This window comes from Noviluteimonas lactosilytica (assembly GCF_020866925.1).
GTDB classification, from domain to species: domain Bacteria; phylum Pseudomonadota; class Gammaproteobacteria; order Xanthomonadales; family Xanthomonadaceae; genus Noviluteimonas; species Noviluteimonas lactosilytica.
Genome location: NZ_JAJGAK010000001.1, coordinates 255,068 through 274,782, shown reverse-complemented (window position 1 = coordinate 274,782; position 19,715 = coordinate 255,068). Strand labels below are relative to the sequence as shown.

At 68.6% G+C, this 19,715-nt stretch carries 9 protein-coding genes; all 9 read left to right on the top strand.

Annotated features, from left to right (window positions below; genetic code table 11):
• Positions 1-77 precede the first annotated feature (77 nt).
• The 9 genes from smc (at position 78) to pbpC (ending at position 19,678) form a co-directional block, all read left to right on the top strand.
• Positions 78-3,581, top strand: a complete 3,504-nt coding sequence (smc, locus tag LK996_RS01335; protein WP_230525379.1) for a chromosome segregation protein SMC — start codon at positions 78-80, stop codon at positions 3,579-3,581.
• Positions 3,582-3,598: 17 nt separating this feature from the next.
• Entirely contained in the window at positions 3,599-4,318 is a 720-nt protein-coding gene (gene zipA, locus LK996_RS01330; RefSeq protein ID WP_230525378.1) for a cell division protein ZipA, read from the top strand.
• A 30-nt stretch (positions 4,319-4,348) separates the two neighbouring features.
• Positions 4,349-6,433, top strand: a complete 2,085-nt coding sequence (ligA, locus tag LK996_RS01325; protein ID WP_230525377.1) for an NAD-dependent DNA ligase LigA — start codon at positions 4,349-4,351, stop codon at positions 6,431-6,433.
• Positions 6,434-6,458: 25 nt separating this feature from the next.
• Entirely contained in the window at positions 6,459-7,418 is a 960-nt protein-coding gene (epmA, locus tag LK996_RS01320) for an EF-P lysine aminoacylase EpmA (RefSeq protein WP_230525376.1), read from the top strand.
• 78 nt (positions 7,419-7,496) lie between these two features.
• Positions 7,497-8,210 (top strand): DUF3011 domain-containing protein, encoded by a 714-nt coding sequence (locus LK996_RS01315; protein WP_230525375.1) that lies wholly within the window; start codon positions 7,497-7,499, stop codon positions 8,208-8,210.
• A 22-nt stretch (positions 8,211-8,232) separates the two neighbouring features.
• Positions 8,233-9,285 (top strand): S-methyl-5-thioribose-1-phosphate isomerase, encoded by a 1,053-nt coding sequence (gene mtnA, locus LK996_RS01310; RefSeq protein WP_230525374.1) that lies wholly within the window; start codon positions 8,233-8,235, stop codon positions 9,283-9,285.
• Between the two features lie 259 nt (positions 9,286-9,544).
• The gene (gyrA, locus tag LK996_RS01305) at positions 9,545-12,166 is read left to right on the top strand and encodes a DNA gyrase subunit A (RefSeq protein WP_230525373.1); all 2,622 of its coding nucleotides are present in this window, start codon (positions 9,545-9,547) and stop codon (positions 12,164-12,166) included.
• 169 nt (positions 12,167-12,335) lie between these two features.
• Positions 12,336-17,291, top strand: a complete 4,956-nt coding sequence (locus LK996_RS01300) for an alpha-2-macroglobulin family protein (RefSeq protein WP_425493691.1) — start codon at positions 12,336-12,338, stop codon at positions 17,289-17,291.
• The gene (gene pbpC, locus LK996_RS01295; protein WP_255656191.1) at positions 17,288-19,678 is read left to right on the top strand and encodes a penicillin-binding protein 1C; all 2,391 of its coding nucleotides are present in this window, start codon (positions 17,288-17,290) and stop codon (positions 19,676-19,678) included. The genes LK996_RS01300 and pbpC overlap by 4 nt, the downstream gene beginning before the upstream one ends.
• Positions 19,679-19,715: the final 37 nt, after the last annotated feature.

The window sequence follows — 19,715 nt, the reverse complement described above, 5'->3', positions numbered from 1 at the left end:
TTTCTGAGCCGAAATTCTCATATACGGCGGCGCCCGCACATCGATGCGCGGTGCTGCAGGGGCCGAACGACCGCCGCATGCGCCTGTCCACGATCAAGCTCTCCGGTTTCAAATCCTTCGTCGATCCGACCACGCTGCACCTGCCGACCAACATGACCGGCGTGGTGGGGCCGAACGGCTGCGGCAAGTCGAACATCATCGACGCCGTGCGCTGGGTGATGGGCGAAAGCTCGGCCAGCCGCCTGCGTGGCGACTCGCTCACCGACGTCATCTTCTCCGGCAGCACCGCGCGCAAGCCGGTGTCGCAGGCGACGGTGGAGCTGATCTTCGACAACAGCGACCACACGATCACCGGCGAGTACGCCGCGTTCAACGAGATCTCGGTCAAGCGCACGGTGAGCCGCGACGGCCAGAGCACGTACGCGCTCAACGGCACCAAGTGCCGCCGCCGCGACATCACCGACCTGTTCCTCGGCACGGGCCTCGGCCCGCGCAGCTACTCGATCATCGAGCAGGGGATGATCAGCCAGATCATCGAGGCGCGCCCGGAAGAACTGCGCGTGTACCTGGAAGAAGCCGCCGGCATTTCCAAGTACAAGGAACGCCGCAAGGAAACCGAAACGCGCATCCGCCACACGCGCGAAAACCTCGACCGCCTCAACGACCTGCGCGAAGAAGTCGGCAAGCAGCTCGAACACCTGCGTCGCCAGGCCCGCCAGGCCGAGCAGTACCAGGCGATCCAGGCGGAGCGCCGCATCAAGGACGCCGAGTGGAAGGCGCTCGAATATCGCGGCCTCGACGCGCGCGTGCAGGCGCTGAAGGAAAAGCTCGACAACGAAGAAACGCGCCTGCAGCAGTTGATCGCCGAACAGCGCCAGGCCGAAAGCAAGATCGAAACCGACCGCGTGCGCCGCGAGGAAGCGAGCGAATCGCTCAACAAGGCGCAGGCCCACGTCTACCAGGTCGGCGGCACGCTCGCCCGCATCGAACAACAGATCGCGCACCAGCGCGAAATGGCGCAGCGCCTGCAGCGCGCCCGCGACGAAGCGGCCACGCAGCTCAACGAACTCGGCTCGCACATCAGCGGCGACGAGTCGCGCCTGGCCAGCCTGCGCGACGCGATCGCCGAGGCCGAACCGCAACTCGAATTCCTGCGCGTCGACGACACCGCGCGGCAGGACGCGTTGCGCGACGCCGAACTGGCGCTCGCCGACTGGCAGCAGCGCTGGGATGCGCACACCCGCGCGCAGTCCGAAGCCGCGCGCGCCGGCGACGTCGAACGCACGCGCATCGAACACCTCGATCGCCAGACGCTCGATGCCGACCGCCGCCGCGAACAGCTCACCAGCGAACGCCAGGGCCTCGACCTCGACGCGTTGTCGGATGCGTTCGCCGCGCTGACCGAACAGCACGACACGCAGAAGGCTTCGCTCGAAGGGCTCACGACGCAGGTCGAAGAGCGCAAGGCGGCCGTCACGTCGATGCAGGACCAGCAGCGCGCGGCGCAGAACGAACTCGCCGACGTGCGCAAGAACGCGCAGGCCGCGCGCGGTCGCCTCGCGTCGCTCGAAACGCTCCAGCACGCAGCACTCGGCCAGGAGCAGGGCGCGGCGACCGCGTGGCTCAAGGCGCGTGGCCTCGACAGCGCGGCGCGCGTGGGCGAAACGCTGCGCGTCGAATCGGGCTGGGAAAACGCCATCGAAGGCGCGCTCGGCCAGTTGATCGAAGGCGTGCTCGTCGATGCGCCCGAAGCGCTCGTCGATGCGCTGGGCGAACTCGGCGAAGGCCGACTGACGCTCGTCGATCCGCAAGCCGAAGACTTCACCGTCGCGCCGACTTCGCTTGCCGCGAAGGTGCAGGGTCCGGCCGCGATCCGCCGCATCCTGTCGAAGTTGCACGGCGCCGAAACGCTGGCCGAAGCGCGCGCGCTTTTGCCGGGCCTGGGCGACGGCGAATCGGTGATCACGCGCGCGGGCGAACGCCTCGGCGCCGGCTGGGTGCGCGTGGTGCGCTCCGGCGCGGCGAAGCAGGGCGCGCTGCTGCGCGAGAAGGAAATCCAGTCGCTGCGCGCGGAGATCGAAGAACTCCAGAAGCGCGAACAGACGCTCAACGAAACGCTGACCCGCCTGCGCGACCAGTCGCTCGTCGCCGAGCAGCATCGCGAAGACGCACAGCGCGCGCTGTACCTCGCGCACCGCGGCGTGTCCGAACTCGCCGGCCAGTTGCAGAGCCAGCAGGGCAAGCTCGATTCGGCGCGCAATCGCATCGAACGCATCGACGCCGACCTCGCGCAACTCATCCAGACGCTGGATGCGAACCGCGACCAGGCCCGCGAAGCGCGATCGAAGCAGGAAGACGCAGTCGGTCGCATGGCCGAACTCGAACAGACGCGCCAGCAGCTCGACGCCGAACGCCGCCGCTTCTCCGAAGCGCGCGACGAGGCGCGCCTGAAGGCGCGCGAATCGCGCGACACCGCGCACGCACTCGCGTTGACGGTGGAGTCGCAGCGCGCGCAGATCGTCGCGCTCGCGCAATCGCTGGAACGCATGGGCAGCCAGCGCGGCCAGCTCGATTCGCGCCTGGGTGAACTCGCCGCGCAGTTGTCGGAAGGCGACGCGCCGGTCACCGCGCTCGAAGCCGAACGCCAGTCGGCGCTCGAAGAACGCGTGCGCGCCGAAAGGGCGCTGGGCGAAGCGCGCTCGGCCCTGGAAGGCATCGACGCCGACCTGCGCGGCTACGAGCAGACCCGCCACCAGCGCGACGAACAAGCCATCGCGCAGCGCGAGAAGATCGGCCAGCGCAAGCTCGACCAGCAGGCGCTCGTCATCAAGGCCGACCAGTTGTCGGCGGCGGTGGTCGAAGCCGGTTTCGTATTGCAGGAAGTGATCGACACGCTGGCAAGCGATGCCGATGTGTCGCAGTGGGAAAAGGCGGTCACCGATTTCGACGGCAAGCTGCGCCGCCTCGAACCGGTCAACCTCGCCGCGATCCAGGAACACGCCGAAGCCTCGACCCGCAAGGAATACCTCGACGCGCAGAACACCGACCTGTCCACCGCGCTCGAAACGCTGGAAGAAGCGATCCGCAAGATCGACCGCGAAACCCGCGGCCGTTTCAAGGACACCTTCGACCGCGTGAACTCCGGCGTGCAGGAACTGTATCCGCGCCTGTTCGGCGGCGGCCACGCGTACCTGGAACTCACCGGCGAAGACCTGCTCGACACCGGCGTTGCGATCATGGCGCGCCCGCCGGGCAAGCGCGTGTCGAACATCTCGCTGCTCTCCGGCGGCGAGAAGGCGATGACCGCGGTGGCCCTGGTGTTCGCGATCTTCCGCCTCAACCCGGCACCGTTCTGCTTGCTCGACGAAGTGGACGCGCCGCTCGACGAAGCCAACGTGGGTCGTTTCACCGCGATGGTCAGCGAGATGAGCGAAGCGGTACAGTTCCTGTTCGTCACCCACAACAAGGCGACGATGGAAGCCGCGCAGCAGTTGTCCGGCGTCACCATGCGCGAGCCGGGCGTGAGCCGCCTGGTGTCCGTCGATCTCGCCGAAGCCGCGCGCCTGGCCGGCGCAGCCTGACCAAGGGAGCCTGAGCGATGGATTCGACTTTGCTTCGCATCGGAATCGGCATCGCGGGCGTCCTGCTGATCGCCGCGATCTATTTCTTCGGTCGCCCGCGCAAGCCGGGGCAGGGCCGTCGGGTCGCGGGCGGTACCGATCACGGCCGGCCGGAAGGCGAACGCATCGAACCCACGCTCGGCGCACAGCTCGAGAGCGAGCTCGCCGGCGAAGCGACGGAGCAGTCCGAACTCGACCTCGGCGCACGCAACGAACTCAACGACGTCGGCCGCCGCGGCGACGCTTCGTTCGAGAAGATCGTGACGCTGTACGTCGCCGCGCGATCGGGCGAAAAGCTGCTCGGCCCCGACATCGTCGTCGCCGCCGAGAAGGCCGGCCTCGCGTACGGCCACATGCAGATCTTCCACCGCCTCGTCGAAGGCCACCCCGAGCGCGGCCCGGTGTTCTCCGTGGCCAACATCATGAAGCCCGGCAGCTTCGACATGGCGACGATCCAGGAACTCGAAACGCCCGCGATCGCCTTCTTCCTGACGCTGCCCGCGCCGATGACCGCGCTCGAGGCGTGGGAAAAGATGCTGCCGACCGCGCAGCGCATGGCCGAGCTGCTCGACGGCATGGTGCTCGACGAGTCGCGTAACGCATTGGGTCGCCAGCGCATCGCGCATATCCGCGACGAGTTGCGTGCGTACGATCGCCAGCACGAAGCGCCGCCGCTTACCAAGCCTGCACGCTGGTAAGAGCCGACCTCCGGTTATCCTTGCGCGGTGATGAAAGCCGCCGCCCTGACAGCCCGAGTCGAAGAACTGCGTCGTCTCCTGGACGACGCCAACTATCGCTATTACGTCCTCGACGATCCGGATCTCGCGGATGCCGAGTACGACAAGCTCCTGCGCGAGCTCGAAGCGCTCGAGCGCGAGCATCCCGACCTCGCCGATCCCAATTCGCCGACCATGCGCGTCGGCACCGCGCCGTCGGGCAAGTTCGCCGAGGTGAAGCACGCGGTGCCGATGCTGTCGCTGGCCAACGCGTTCGAGGACGAGGAAGTCGTCGAGTTCGCCGCGCGCATCGCGAAGGAAACGGGCGATGCGACGCCCGACTTCTCGGTCGAACCGAAACTCGACGGCCTCGCGATCAGCCTGCGCTACGAGGACGGTGTGTTCGTGCGCGGCGCGACGCGCGGCGACGGCGCGACCGGCGAGGACGTCACCGCGAACCTGCGGACCGTGCGCAGCGTGCCGCTGAAGTTGCGCGGCAAGGCGCCGGCGGTGCTCGAAGTGCGCGGCGAAGTGTTCATGCCGAAGGCCGCGTTCGAGCAGTACAACGCCTGGGCGCGCGAGCACGGCGAGAAGACGCTGGCCAATCCGCGCAACGGTGCGGCGGGTTCGCTGCGCCAGCTCGATCCGCGCGTGACCTCGCAGCGCCCGCTCGCGTTCTACGCGTACGCGCTCGGCGAGGTCGACGGCGCGAAGCTGCCTGCCACGCATTCGCAGACCCTCGCGTGGTTGCGCGAACTCGGCCTGCCGGTCAGCCAGGAGGTCGACGTCGCCACCGGCGCCGAGGGCGTGCTCGCGTACTACCGTCGCATCGGCGAGAAGCGCGATGCGTTGCCGTACGACATCGATGGCGTCGTCTACAAGCTCGATCGCTACGACCAGCAGCGCGCGATGGGCTTCGTCTCGCGCGCGCCGCGCTGGGCCATCGCGCACAAATATCCGGCGCAGGAGATGCCGACGGTCGTCGAGTCGATCGAGGTGAACGTCGGCCGCACCGGTGCGGTGACGCCGTGGGTGCTGATGCAGCCCGTGCAGGTCGGCGGGGTGACGGTCACGCGCGCCACCTTGCACAACGCCGACCAGGTCGCGCGGCTCGACGTGCGCAACGGCGACACGGTGATCGTGCGCCGCGCCGGCGACGTGATCCCGGAAGTCGTGCGCGTGGTCGAAGACAAGCGCCCGCTCGATGCGAAGGGCCAGCCGGCATTCCCGCCGTACGTGTTGCCGACCGAATGTCCGGTCTGCGGCTCGGCGGTCGAACGCGAGGAGGGCGAGGTCGTCGCGCGTTGCACCGGCGGCCTGTTCTGCCCGGCGCAGCGCGTGCAGGCGTTGTTCCATTTCGCCTCGCGCCGCGCGATGGACATCGAAGGCCTCGGCGAACGCTTCATCACCGCGCTGGTCGAGTTCGACATGGTGCGCAGCGTCGCCGACTTGTACGCGTTGACGGTCGACGACTTCGTTTCGATGAAGCAGCGCGCCGACGAACTCGCGGGCGCCGTGCCCGAGACGGTCAAGGCCGGCAAGGTCGCGACGAAGTGGGCGGAGAACCTGGTCGCCGCAATCGACGCCAGCCGCAGCACCACGCTGGAGCGCGTGCTGTATGCGCTCGGCATCCGCGATGTCGGCGAGAGCACCGCGCGCACGCTCGCGCGCCACTTCGGCGCGCTCGATCCGCTGATCGCCGCGGACGAAGAGACGCTGCGCCAGGTGCCCGACATCGGTCCCGTCGTCGCCGCGCGCATCGCGCATTTCTTCGCCGAAGCGCACAACCGCGACGTGATCGCGGCGCTGCGAAACAACGGCGTGCACTGGCCGGAAGGCGCGCCGCAACGCGCGGCCGAGGGTCCGCTCGCAGGCAGGACGGTCGTTCTGACCGGCGGCCTTGCCGCGATGTCGCGCGACGAAGCCGGCGCGAAGCTCGAAGCCCTGGGCGCGAAGGTCTCCGGCAGCGTGTCGAAGAAGACCAGTTTCGTCGTCGCCGGCGAGGCCGCGGGCAGCAAGCTCGCGAAGGCGCAGGAACTCGGCGTCGAGATCTGGGACGAAGCGCGCCTGCTGTCGTATCTCGCCGACCCGCAATGACACGTTGCCCAATGAACCTCGCGCAATGAGCAACCCGCGCTTTGAAGCCATGCGCCTGCGCGCGAGCCTGTACGCGACCCTGCGGTTGTTCTTCGCTGAGCGCAACGTGCTGGAAGTCGAAACACCCGTGCTTTCGCGCGCGGGCAACACCGACCCCAACATCGCCTCGTTCTCGCTCGAATTCTCCGGTCGCACCGACGGCGCACCGCGCACGCGCTGGCTGCGCACTTCGCCCGAATATCCGCTCAAGCGCCTGCTCGCCGAAGGCCTGGGCGATTGCTACGAACTCGGGCGCGTGTTCCGCGACGGCGAGGCGGGCGGTCGCCACAACCCCGAGTTCACGATGCTCGAGTGGTATCGCGTCGGTCGCGATCACCACTGGCTCGCGCGCGAAACGGTCGAAGTGATTCGCGCGGCGCTCGCGTTGGTCAATCGCGACGTCGACGTCGTCGACCTGTCGTATCGCGATCTGTTCCGCACGCGGCTCGGCATCGACCCGTTCGAGGCGAGCGAGGAGACCCTGCGCAACGCGCTCGGCGACGTGGTCATCGATCCGGAAGGCCTGGTGCGCGACGACTGGCTGGATCTCGTGATCACGCATCGCCTGCAACCGGCGTTCGACGCCGGCACGGTGCACATCGTCCACGACTACCCGGCGTCGCAATGCGCGCTCGCGCGCATCCGCCCGGGCGACCCGCCGGTCGCGGAACGCTTCGAGGTGTTCCTCGGTCCGCTCGAACTCGCCAATGGCTACCACGAGTTGCGCGATGCACACGAACAGCGTGCGCGCTTCGAACGCGACCGTGCCGTGCGCATTGCGCGCGGCCACGCAGCGCCGCCGATCGACGACGCGCTGCTGGCGGCGCTGGAACGCGGACTTCCCGACTGCGCGGGAGTTGCGCTCGGCGTGGATCGGCTCATGATGGCGATGGTCGGTACGCAACGGATCGGCGACGTGCTCGCCTTCGATTTCGCGCGGGCGTGACATCGCCGGGTCCAACGTAGGCTTGACCCCGCATTCAGCGACCGGGACAGTGCGCACAGGAATCAGAGGAAGTCGTCGATGCGTTCCAGCGCCACCAGCGTCCTGCTCGCCGGCTTCGTCGCCGTGGCGCCTGCCACGGCGGCCGATGAGCAGCAGCGCGCCGCGGAACCTGCACCGGCCAACGACAAGACGCACCTGCGTTGCGAATCCGACAAGGGTCGCCAGCGCTCTTGCCCGGCCGACGTACGCGGCGGTGCGCGACTGACGCGCCAGTTGTCGCGCAGTCCGTGCGTCGAAGGCGAAACCTGGGGCGTGCGCGAAGGCGAGATCTGGGTCAAGGCCGGATGTCGCGCGGACTTCGCGCTCGGCGAAGGCGGCCCGCCCGGTCCGCGTTACATCAAGTGCGAATCCGGCAGCGGCGGTCGCCGCCATTGCGCGACGGAAACACTGGGCGGCGTGCAGTTGATCCGCCAGTTGTCCAAGAGCCAGTGCATCCAGCACAGCACGTGGGGTTACGACCGCAAGAGCGTGTGGGTGTCGCAGGGGTGTCGCGCGGAATTCCAGATCGGCGCGGGCCACGCACCGAGCGTCTCGGCGGAGCTCGGCCCGCAACAGGTGCGATGCGAGTCCGACCGCGGCCGCGAACGTCGTTGCGAAATCGGCGTGTGGAAGGGCGCGGAGCTGACCAGGCAACTTTCGAAGTCGCCGTGCGTGCAAGGCCACAGCTGGGGCTGGGACCAGCGCGGTGTGTGGGTCAGCCGCGGCTGCCGCGCCGAGTTCACGGTGTGGTGAGGCAGGGGATTAAACTCCCTCAATGGATGACTTCGACTACGCGCGTTACGACCACGTTCGCCCGATCCGCTGGACCGGCGAAGCGCTCGAACTGCTCGACCAGCGCAAGCTGCCGTTCGAGACCGACTACCTGACCTGCACCACGAGCGACGAAGTCGCCGCCGCGATCCACGCACTCGCGGTGCGCGGCGCGCCCGCGATCGGCATCGCCGCGGCGTGGGGCGTGGTGCTCGCCGAACGCGCGATCGAGGCGAACGACGCCATCGACGCCGCGACGAAACTCGAACCCGCGCTGCAACGCCTCAACGCCGCGCGTCCGACCGCGGTCAACCTTGCGTGGGCACTGGCGCGCATGCGCGCCGCGCTCGCGCGCGCCGGCCACGACTGGCGCGCCGCGCTCGAACGCGAAGCGCAGGCGATCGACACCGAAGACCTCGCGGCCAATCGCCGCATGGGCTCGCTCGGCGCATCGCTGATCGAACCGGGCAGCGGCGTGCTGACCCATTGCAACACCGGGTCGCTCGCGACGGCGGGCTTCGGCACCGCGCTCGGCGTGATCCGCGCGGGCGTCGCGCAGGGCCGCATCGACCAGGTGTTCGCCGGCGAGACCCGCCCGTGGCTGCAAGGCGCGCGCCTCACGGTGTGGGAACTGCAACAGGACGGCATCGACGCCACCCTGATCGCCGACTCCGCCGCCTCGCACCTGATGAAGTCGGGGAAGGTGCAATGGGTGGTGGTCGGCGCCGACCGCATCTGCGCCAACGGCGATACCGCCAACAAGATCGGCACCTACCAGCTCGCGATCGCCGCACGCCACCACGGCGTCGGCTTCATGGTCGTCGCGCCGTCCTCGACGGTCGACATGGCCACGCCGAGCGGCGAGATGATCGAAATCGAGGAACGCGATCCGGCCGAACTCCACGCCGTCGGCGGCAGCCGCACGGTGGCCGAAGGCATCGGCGCCTGGAACCCGGTGTTCGACGTGACCCCGCACGCGTTGATCGATGCGATCGTTACCGAGCGGGGCGTCATTCGCCGGCCTGACGAGGCGACGATGCGGGCCGCGTTCGGCTAACGCCGAAAAGCGGGAAACGGGAAACGGGAAACGGGAGGGAAGCGCACGTCGGGGCGGTGGCTTTCGATGCGCCGAAGACCGGCCTTCGGCTTGTCGAAACTGCGCTCGCGGCGGACTTCCCCCTCCCGTTTCCCGTTTCCCGTTTCCCGCGCCTGCTTCACACCTAAGTCCCTGAATCTCGCCGGGAATCCAGCGCGTTCACAAGGCCGCGCCGTGCTAGAATTCCGGCCTTGCGCATTCCTTAGAAAAAGCCCACCGAATGGCAGAACTCGCCAAGGAAATCATCCCGGTCAACCTCGAAGACGAGATGCGCCGCAGCTACCTCGATTACGCCATGAGCGTGATCGTGGGGCGCGCGCTCCCCGACGTCCGGGATGGCCTCAAGCCGGTGCACCGCCGCGTGCTGTTCGCGATGAACGAGCTCGGCGCGCACGCCAACAAGCCGTACTACAAGTCGGCGCGTATCGTCGGCGACGTCATCGGTAAGTACCACCCGCACGGCGACACGGCGGTGTACGACACGCTGGTGCGCATGGCGCAGCCGTTCTCGCTGCGTTACATGCTGGTCGACGGGCAGGGCAACTTCGGTTCGATCGACGGCGACTCGCCGGCGGCGATGCGATACACCGAGGCGCGCATGTCGCGCCTGTCGCACGAACTGATGGCGGACATCGACAAGGAAACCGTCGACTTCCAGCCCAACTACGACGAGAAGGAACTCGAACCCACCGTCATGCCGACGCGGGTACCGAACCTGCTGGTCAACGGTTCGGCGGGCATCGCGGTCGGCATGGCGACGAACATCCCGCCGCACAACCTCAATGAAGTCGTCGACGCGACCATCGCGCTGATCGACGACCCGCTGATCGACGTCGACGGCCTGATGCAATACATCCCGGGCCCCGACTTCCCGACCGCGGGCATCATCAACGGCACCGCCGGCATCCAGCTCGCCTACCGCACCGGTCGCGGCCGCGTGCGCATGCGCGCGCGCGCCGAGATCGAAGTCAACGAGGACAACGGCCGCGAAGCCATCGCGGTCTCGGAGATCCCGTACCAGGTCAACAAGGCGCGGCTGATCGAGAAGATCGCCGAGCTGGTGAAGGAAAAGAAGCTCGAAGGCATCAGCGAGCTGCGCGATGAGTCCGACAAGGACGGCATGCGGATCTACATCGAGATCAAGCGCGGCGAGTCGGCGGAAGTCGTGCTCAACAACCTGTACGCGCAGACGCAGATGGAGTCGGTGTTCGCGATCAACATGGTCGCGCTCGTCGACGGTCGCCCGCAGCTGCTGAACCTCAAGCAGATCCTCGAAGCGTTCGTGCGCCACCGCCGCGAAGTGGTCACGCGCCGCACGATCTTCGAACTGCGCAAGGCCCGCTCGCGTGCGCACGTGCTGGAAGGTTTGACGGTCGCGCTCGCCAACATCGACGAGATGATCGAGCTGATCAAGACGTCGGCGAACCCGAACGAAGCGCGCGAGCGCATGCTCGAGCGTCGCTGGCAGCCGGGCCTGGTCGGTTCGCTGCTCGCCGCCGCGGGCGCCGATGCCTCGCGTCCGGACGACCTGCCGGCCGGCGTCGGCCTGCTCGACGACGGCTACCAGCTGACGGAAGTCCAGGCCCAGCAGATCCTCGAAATGCGCCTGCACCGCCTCACCGGCCTGGAGCAGGAAAAGCTCACCGAGGAATACAAGCAGCTGCTCGAAACCATCCAGGGCCTCATCCGCATCCTGGAAAACCCGGAAGTGCTGCTCGACGTCATCCGCACCGAGCTGCACAACCTCAAGGCGGAATTCGGCGACGCGCGTCGTTCGGAAATCCGCGCGAGCGAAGAAGACCTCGACATCCTCGACCTCATCGCGCCGGAAGACGTCGTGGTCACGCTGTCGCATTCCGGCTACGCCAAGCGCCAGCCGGCCAGCGCGTACCGTGCGCAGCGCCGCGGTGGACGCGGCCGCAACGCGGCGGCGACCAAGGACGAGGATTTCATCGATCAGCTGTGGCTGGTCAACACGCACGACACGCTGCTGACCTTCACCAGCGCCGGTCGCGTGTTCTGGCTGCCGGTCCACCAGTTGCCCGACGCCGGCCCGAATGCGCGCGGCCGTCCGATCGTCAACTGGATCCCGCTGGAACCGGGCGAGCAGGTGCAGGCCGTCCTGCCGGTGCGCGAGTACCGCGATGACCGCTACGTGCTGTTCGCGACGAAGCACGGCACGGTGAAGAAGACCGCGCTGACCGAGTTCGCCTTCCGCCTGCAGCGCGGCAAGATCGCGATCAACCTCGACGACGGCGATGCCCTGATCGGCGTCGCGCTCACCTGCGGCGACAGCGATGTCATGCTGTTCGCGTCCAACGGCAAGGCCGTGCGCTTCGCCGAGAACGAAGTCCGTGCGATGGGCCGCACCGCCACCGGCGTGCGCGGCATGCGCCTGGCCGAAGGCGAGGAAGTCCGCAGCCTGATCGTGGTCGAAGGCGACGGCGACATCCTCACCGCCAGCGAACGCGGCTACGGCAAGCGCACCCCGGTCGAGGAATACCCGCGCAAGGGTCGCGGCACGCAGGGCGTCATCGCGATCCAGACGACCGCGCGCAACGGCAAGCTCGTCGGCGCGATCCAGCTCAGCGACCACCACGAAGTCCTGCTGATTTCCGACGGCGGCACGCTCGTGCGTACGCGCGCGGCGGAGATCTCGCAGGTCGGCCGCAACACCCAGGGCGTGACGCTGATGCGCCTGGCCGAAGACGAGACGCTGCAGGCGGTCGAACGCGTCGACGCGTCGTTCGACGAGGAAGCGGGCGGCGGCGAATCTGAAGGCGCGGCAACGGACGTAAACGACGTGTCCGTCGACACCACGGAGACCCGTTCTCCGGAGTGATCGCGCGAGTGCGCCCGAGCACCCGACGACGCCGCCTCCGGGCGGCGTTGTCGTATCCGGCGCACGGATCGGCGAGGATGTGACGGAAGCTGTTCGTGCGGGACCAACAACCAGGGGTACGACAATGCAACGGTGTGCGCGTCCGAATGGAGTCGGGGGTGCGTGGCGGATGTGGGTGGCGACGACGGTGGTCGCCCTGTCATTGATTGGGCTGTCGGGCTGCAAGCCGAACGCCGGCGGGCAGTTGCCCGAAGTCAGCGGCGAGAAGATCGCCGCCGACAAGGCGAAGCCCGCGGGCTTCGCACTGGCTGCGGCCTATCCCGACCAGGCGGGCGACACGCTCGCCATCGCCCTCGAATTCACCCGGCCGCTGGTCGGCACCCAGGACTTCGACCAGCTGTTGTCGGTGACCGACAAGAACGGCGCGGTCGTGAAGGGCAGCTGGGTGCTCGACGATCGCGGCGAAGACGAAGGCCGCGTGCTGCGCTTCCCGCACGTCGAAGCGGACCGCGACTACACGGTCGTGATCCCCGCGAAACTCACCGCCGCCGACGGCCGCACGTTGCCCGACGACATCCGCCGCACCATCCACACCGGGCCGCTCGAACCGGTGGTCGGCTTCGCCTCGCAGGGCAGCGTGCTGCCGGCGCGCGAAAGTCGCGGCTTGCCGGTGGTGTCGATCAACGTCGCCGAAGTCGACGTCGAATTCATGCGCGTGCGCGACGACGCACTGCCGCGCTTCTTCAGCCAGTTCCAGCGCGGCGGACGCCGCGGCACGTGGGACATGGAACGCGAGTACTCGTGGGACGACGACAGCGGCGCCGAACGCTCGCGCACGCCGCTGACCAAGCTCGCCGAACCCGTCTACATGAACCGCTTCGTCCTCGGCGGCCGCACCAACGAACGCGTGCTCACCTACCTGCCGCTGCAGGAAATCACCGAGCTGCAGAAGCCCGGCCTCTACTTCGCGGTGATGAAGCGCAGCGGCACGCTCACCGACACGTACGACACGGCGTTCTTCACCGTCAGCGACCTCGGCCTGCATGCGCGCGCCTACAAGGAGCGCCTGTTCGTGCACGCGGCATCCTTGCAGACCGGCAAGGCGGTGTCGTCGGTCGAACTGAAGGTGCTCGACGCGCAGGGCAACGCGATCCTCAAGGCGAGCACCGATCGCTATGGCAACGCGTTGCTGCCGTACAAGCTCGACGCGACGCAGGTGCTGGTCGCCACGCACGGCGACGACGTGTCGCTGCTGCCGTTCAACCAGCCGGCGCTCGATCTCTCCGAGTTCGCCGTCGCCGGTCGCGAACAGGCGTGGTTCGATGTCTTCGCATGGTCCGGCCGCGACCTGTATCGCCCCGGCGAAACGGTGCGCGTGTCCGCGCTGCTGCGCGACCAGGACGGCCAGCCGATCGCGACGAAGGGCAAGAAGCTGCAGCCGGTGTTCCTGCGCTACGTGCAACCCGACGGCAAACCGCTGCTGGAAACCCGCCTGCAACCCGATGCGCAGGGTTACGTGCGGCACGCGCAGGCAATCCCGTTCGATGCGCCGACGGGCCGCTGGCGCGTCGAATTCCGCACCGATCCTGCCAGCAAGGACGCAGTGCAGGGCATGGCGCTGCGCATCGAGGAATTCCTGCCCGAGCGCATGAAGCTCGACCTCGACGCGCCCGCGCGCCTCGTGCCGCGCCAACCGCTGCAACTCAAGGCGACCGGTGCCTACCTCTATGGCGCGCCGGCCGCGGGCAATCGCTTCACCGCGAAGCTCGCCGTCGCGGTCGAGCAACATCCCATCGAATCGCTCAAAGGCTGGTTCTTCGGCGATCCCACGCTCGAGTTGCCGAAGGAAGCGAAGGACGTCGTCGATGCGACGCTCGGCGCGGATGGCACGTTGACGCAGTCGATCGCGCTACCCGCCGAAGCCAAACCCGTGTCGCCGATCGCGGCGATCGTCACCGGCAGCGTGTTCGAGAGCGGCGGCCGCAGCGTCAACCGCACGCTCAAGCGCGTGGTGTGGCCGGCGGAAACGCTGGTCGGCGTGCGCCCGATGTTCGACGACAAGGAGGGTCCCGACAGCGAATCGAACGCGGGCTTCGAACTGGCGCGCTTCTCCGCCGACGGCGCGATGCGCGCGGTGCAGGGCGCGCGCGTCACGCTCATGCGCGAAGAGCGCGACTATCACTGGTCGTGGGGCGACGACGGCGGTTGGGATTACCAGCACACCAGTCGCTGGAAGCAGGTCGAGACGCGCAATGTCGACCTCGCGACGGACGCCGTGCGGGTGTCGTTCCCGGTGGAGTGGGGCGAATATCGCCTGGAAGTCTTCGACCCGACGACGAAACTCACCACGCGCTATCCGTTCAAGGCCGGCTGGAGTTGGGGCGACGAGAACCGCGGCCTCGACGCGCGCCCCGACAAGGTCAAGCTCGCGCTCGACAAGACGCACTACCGCGCCGGCGACACGTTGAAGGTGACGGTCACTCCGCCGCACGAAGGCGAAGGCCTGCTGATGGTCGAGAGCGACAAGATGCTCTACGTGCAGGACATCGAGGCGAAACCCGGCGCGACGTTCGAGATCCCGGTGACGAAGGAGTGGGAACGGCACGACGTGTACGTCACCGCGCTCGTCTTCCGCGGCGGCAGTGCGCAGAGCAAGGTGACGCCGGCGCGCGCGGTCGGCATCGCGCATGTCGCGATGGATCGTCGCGATCGCACGGTCGCGGTCGGCATCGCCGCGCCGAAGTCGATGCGGCCGCAGCAGTCGATGGCCGTGGTCGTCAGTGCGCCGGCGCTCGCCGGGAAGACCGCGCACGTCGCGATCTCCGCGGTCGACATCGGCATCCTCAACATCACGCGCTTCCCCGTGCCCGATGCGTCGGCGCATTTCTTCGCGCAGCGACGGCTCGGCGTGGATGCGTACGACGTGTATGGCCGCGTGATCGAAAGCTTCGACGGCGGCACCGCGCGCATCCGCTTCGGCGGCGACATAGCGCCGCTCGCGCTGCCGCAGGCGCGGCGTCCGACGTCGCGCGTGCAGACGGTCGATCTGTTCAGCGGACCGGTGAAGCTCGATGCGAAGGGCGTCGCGCGCGTGCCGCTCGCGGTGCCCGACTTCAACGGCACGCTGCGCGTGTCCGCGCTCGTGTGGTCCGCCGGAAGTTATGGCAGCAAGGCGACCGAAACGCTCGTGCGCGCGCCCGTGCTCGCCGAAGCGAGCCTGCCGCGCGTGCTCGCGCCCGGCGACCGCAGCAGCGTGACGCTCGACGTGCAGAACTTCACCGGCAAGGCGGGCACGTTCGACATCAAGGTCGACGGCATCGGACCGGTGTCCATCGCCGGCGGCGCGAAACGCGCGACGCTCGCACCCGACGCGAAGCAGACCTTCACCTTCCCGGTGCAGGCGAAGACGGGCTTCGGCGTCGCGCAGGTGCGCGTGCGCGTGAAGGGCAACGCGTACGACGTCGACCGCAGGTACGACCTGCCGGTGCGTCCGGCCTGGCCGCAGGTGATGCGCACGAAGAGCGTCGTGCGCAACGATGCATCGCCGATCGCACTGGACGCCGCGCTCGCCGAAGGCCTCGTGCCGTCGTCGGTGCGCGCGCGCATGGTCGTCGGCGCGCTGCCGCCGATCCCGTTCGCGGCCGCGCTGGAAGACGTGCTGAAGTATCCGTACGGCTGCGTCGAACAGACGACGAGCAAGGCGTACGCCACGCTCGTGCTAGACGACGACACCGCGCGGTTGCTCGGCGTCCAGCCGCTCGGCGACAAGGAGCGGCGCACGCGCATCGACACCTCGCTCGCGCGCCTGGCGTCGATGCAGTTGCCGTCGGGGCACTTCTCGATGTGGGGCAGTGACGACTACGTCGATCCGACGCTCACGCCGTATGTCGTCGAGTTCCTGCTCGATGCGCGCGACGCTGGTTTCGCCGTCCCCGATGCGATGCTGCAGAATGCGTTGAAGGCGCTCAACGAAGACCTGCTCTCGGGTGGCCAGCAGTTCTACGGTCGCAACGAGCGCATGCACCTGCGCCTGGCCTACCAGGCCCACGCGGGCTACGTGCTCGCGCGCGTCAATCGCGCGCCGCTCGGCACGCTGCGCGCGTTGTACGACAACGAACGCGGCGTCAGCCTCACCGGCTTGCCGCTGGTGCGACTCGGCCTCGCGCTGACGCTGCAAGGCGATCGCCGCCGCGGCGCGAAGGCGATCGCCGAAGGCTTCGCGCACGAGGAACAGAATCGCCCGGCCTGGCTCGGCGACTACGGCACGCGCATCCGTGACGACGCGCTGATGATCGCACTGGTGCACGAGCGCAAACTCGCGAAGCCCGAGCACGATGCGCGCAGCATCCGCCTCGGTCGCGAGCTCGACGAACGCCGCAAGGAACGCTGGTTCTGGCTGAGCACGCAGGAACAGATCGCGCTCGCGCGGTTGGGCAAGGCGTTGCTGGCCGACAAGGACAAGGTCGTCGACGGGCGCTGGGTGTCGGGCGGTGAAGCGACCGATGTCGCGAAGGTGCCGCTGACTGCGCGCGTGGTCGAGAGCGACGCGTTGGGGTCGCTGCGCTTTGAACCGACATCGAAGCCTCCCGGCTCCAAGCAAGCACTCTACGTGAGCTTCGAAGTCGCCGGCATCCCGCGCAACGCGCCCGAACCCGACGCCAGCGTCGCCGACATCCGCCGCGCCTGGTACCTGCCGGACGGCAAGCCATGGACCGGCGGCACGCTGGAAGAGGGCGACACGCTGATCGTCGCACTGTCGGTGAAGGCTTCGCAGTCGATGCCCGATGCGCTGGTCACCGACCTGTTGCCCGCGGGCCTGGAGATCGAGAACTTCAACCTTGGCGATGCGAAGCAGTGGGCGGGCGTGGTGATCGACGGCATCGAGATCGCCAACCGCGACCGCGCCTCGGAAGTGCGCCACGAAGAGTTCCGCGACGATCGCTACGTCGCCGCGCTCAAGCTCGAGACGGGCGACACCGCGCGCCTGTTCTACCTCGTGCGCGCGGTGACGCCGGGGACGTACGCGGTGCCGCCGTCGCTGGTGGAAGACATGTATCGGCCGGAACTGCGCGGCACGGGTCGCGCGGCGCCGGCGACGATCACGGTGAAGCAACCGGGAGGTTGAACGTGTTTGCGGGCGTGTTCGCGGTCGTGGTCCCGGTCGTGCGTCGTCGATGGAAGGCACTCGCGCTGTTGTCGGCGCTCGTGCTTTCCGTCGGCGCGATGCTGCTGGATCTCGCATTCCCGCTGCCCTTGCCCGCGACGCGCGGGGAGGGCGGCGTGGTGCTCGCGCGCGACGGAACGCCGCTGCGCGCGTTCGCCGATCGCGAAGGCGTGTGGCGTTCGCCGGTCGCGCCGGAAGCGGTGTCGCCGCTGTATCTCGAAGCGTTGATCGCCTACGAAGATCGCTGGTTCTGGCGCCATCCCGGCATCAATCCCGTCGCGCTCGCCCGCGCGGCGGGGCAGTGGGTGCGGCACGGACGCGTCGTGTCGGGCGGTTCTACGCTGACGATGCAGGTCGCGCGCATCCTCGAACCCTCGTCGCGCGGCAAGCGCGGGATGTTCGACAAGCTGCGGCAGATGTTCCGCGCGCTGCAACTCGAAGTGCATCTGTCGAAGCGCGAGATCCTCGCGCTGTATCTCGACCGCGCGCCGTTCGGCGGGACGATCCAGGGCGTGGAAGCGGCGAGCTGGGCGTATCTCGGCAAGCCTGCCGCGCGCTTGTCGCACGCCGAAGCGGCGTTGCTCGTCGTGCTGCCGCAATCGCCGAGTCGCCTGCGGCCGGATCGCGAACCCGAGCGTGCGCGCAAGGCGCGCGACAAGGTGCTCGCGCGGATGGGATCGGTGGGCGTGTGGTCGGCGGAGGATGTGGACGAGGCGCGGGTCGAGCCTGTCGTCGCGCGTGCGCTCGAGCCGCCGCGTCATGCGGCGTTGCTGGCACAGCGGTTGCGCAGCGCGTCGCCGCGGCAGTCGACGATCCGCTCGACGATCGACGCCGACCTGCAACGCACGCTCGAAGATCGCGTCTCGGCCTACTTCTCCGACTTGCCGCCGCGCACGTCCGCCGCGCTGCTGGTGATCGACAACGCGACGCTCGAAGCGCGCGCGTACGTCGGCTCCGTCGCGTTCGCCGACGCCAAACGCCTCGGCCACGTCGACATGGTGAAAGCCTGGCGTTCGCCCGGCTCGACGCTCAAGCCGTTCCTTTACGGCCTCGCGCTCGACGATGGGCTGATTCATTCGGAAAGCCTGCTCGTCGACGCGCCGCAATCGTTCGGCGACTACCGGCCGGGCAACTTCGACATGGCGTTCAACGGGCCCGTCGCGGCGTCGGAAGCGTTGCGCCTGTCGTTGAACGTCCCCGCCGTCGACCTGCTCGATCGCGTGGGGCCGACGCGCTTCGCCGCGAAACTCGCGAACGCGGGCATCGACCTGAAGTGGCCGAGCGGCGGCGCGCCCAACCTTGCGATGATCCTCGGTGGCACGGGGGCGCGGCTGGAAGATCTCGTCGGCGCGTACTCGGCGCTCAATCGCGACGGCATCGCCGGACGCGTGCGCTATCGCGCCGACGCACCGCGCATCGAACGCCGCCTGCTGTCGCCCGGCGCCGCGTGGATCGTGCGCGACATCCTCGAATCCGCACCGCGCCCCGGCACCGTCGCCGACACCTTCGACCTGCGCTCGCGCATGCGTGTGGCCTGGAAGACGGGCACGAGCTACGGCTATCGCGATGCGTGGGCGCTGGGCAGCACGCGACGCTACACCGTCGGCGTGTGGGTCGGCCGGCCCGACGGCACGCCGCTGCCCGGGCAGTACGGCGCGATGACCGCGCTGCCGTTGCTGTTCGAGACGATCGACAGCTTGCCGACGTCGCCTGCGGATGCCGCGCCGCGCCCGCCGCCGGCGAACGTCGAACAGATCGAAGTGTGCTGGCCGCTGGGCTTGCCGCCGGATCCCGCGCAACCGCAGTTGTGCCACAAGCGGCGCGAGGCGTGGACGCTCGATGGGAACCTGCCGCCGACGTTCGCAGAGCGCGATGCGCGGTTGTGGAATGCGGGTGTCGAGTCCTACGACGTCGATGCACGCACGGGGAGGCGCCTCACGGCCGATTGCAGCGCGACGCATGCGCGCCGTGCGACTTCGTTGGCGCGGTGGCCGGCGCTCGCATCGCCGTGGCTGTCGACTGATGCGCGCACCGCCGCGACGTTGCCGCCGCGCGCGGCCGATTGTGCACCGGACAATCGCGATGCCACCGAGGCGTTGCGCATCGATGGCCTCGTCGATCGCGCGACGCTCGCGCGTCCGTCCAACCGCACGACGCCACTGAAACTCTCCGTGCGTGCGCTTGGGAGCGAGGCGCGCATCCGCTGGCTGATCGACGGGCGCATGATCGGCGAATCGAACGGCGGGGCGTCGTTCGCGTTCGACTTCTCGGAAGAGGGCGCGCATACCCTCACGGCGCTGGCGGAAACCGGCGCGTGGTCCGCGGTGGCGTTCCGCGTGATGCCCTGAAGGATGCAAGCGGCCCTGGCACGATGAACAAGTGCTT

Coding starts and splice junctions, on each gene's coding strand:
- gyrA (WP_230525373.1), top strand. CDS start 9,545: ATGGCAGAACTCGCCAAGGAAATCATCCCGGTCAACCTCGAAGACGAG.
- mtnA (WP_230525374.1), top strand. CDS start 8,233: ATGGATGACTTCGACTACGCGCGTTACGACCACGTTCGCCCGATCCGC.
- ligA (WP_230525377.1), top strand. CDS start 4,349: ATGAAAGCCGCCGCCCTGACAGCCCGAGTCGAAGAACTGCGTCGTCTC.
- LK996_RS01300 (WP_425493691.1), top strand. CDS start 12,336: ATGTGGGTGGCGACGACGGTGGTCGCCCTGTCATTGATTGGGCTGTCG.
- smc (WP_230525379.1), top strand. CDS start 78: ATGCGCCTGTCCACGATCAAGCTCTCCGGTTTCAAATCCTTCGTCGAT.
- LK996_RS01315 (WP_230525375.1), top strand. CDS start 7,497: ATGCGTTCCAGCGCCACCAGCGTCCTGCTCGCCGGCTTCGTCGCCGTG.
- zipA (WP_230525378.1), top strand. CDS start 3,599: ATGGATTCGACTTTGCTTCGCATCGGAATCGGCATCGCGGGCGTCCTG.
- epmA (WP_230525376.1), top strand. CDS start 6,459: ATGAGCAACCCGCGCTTTGAAGCCATGCGCCTGCGCGCGAGCCTGTAC.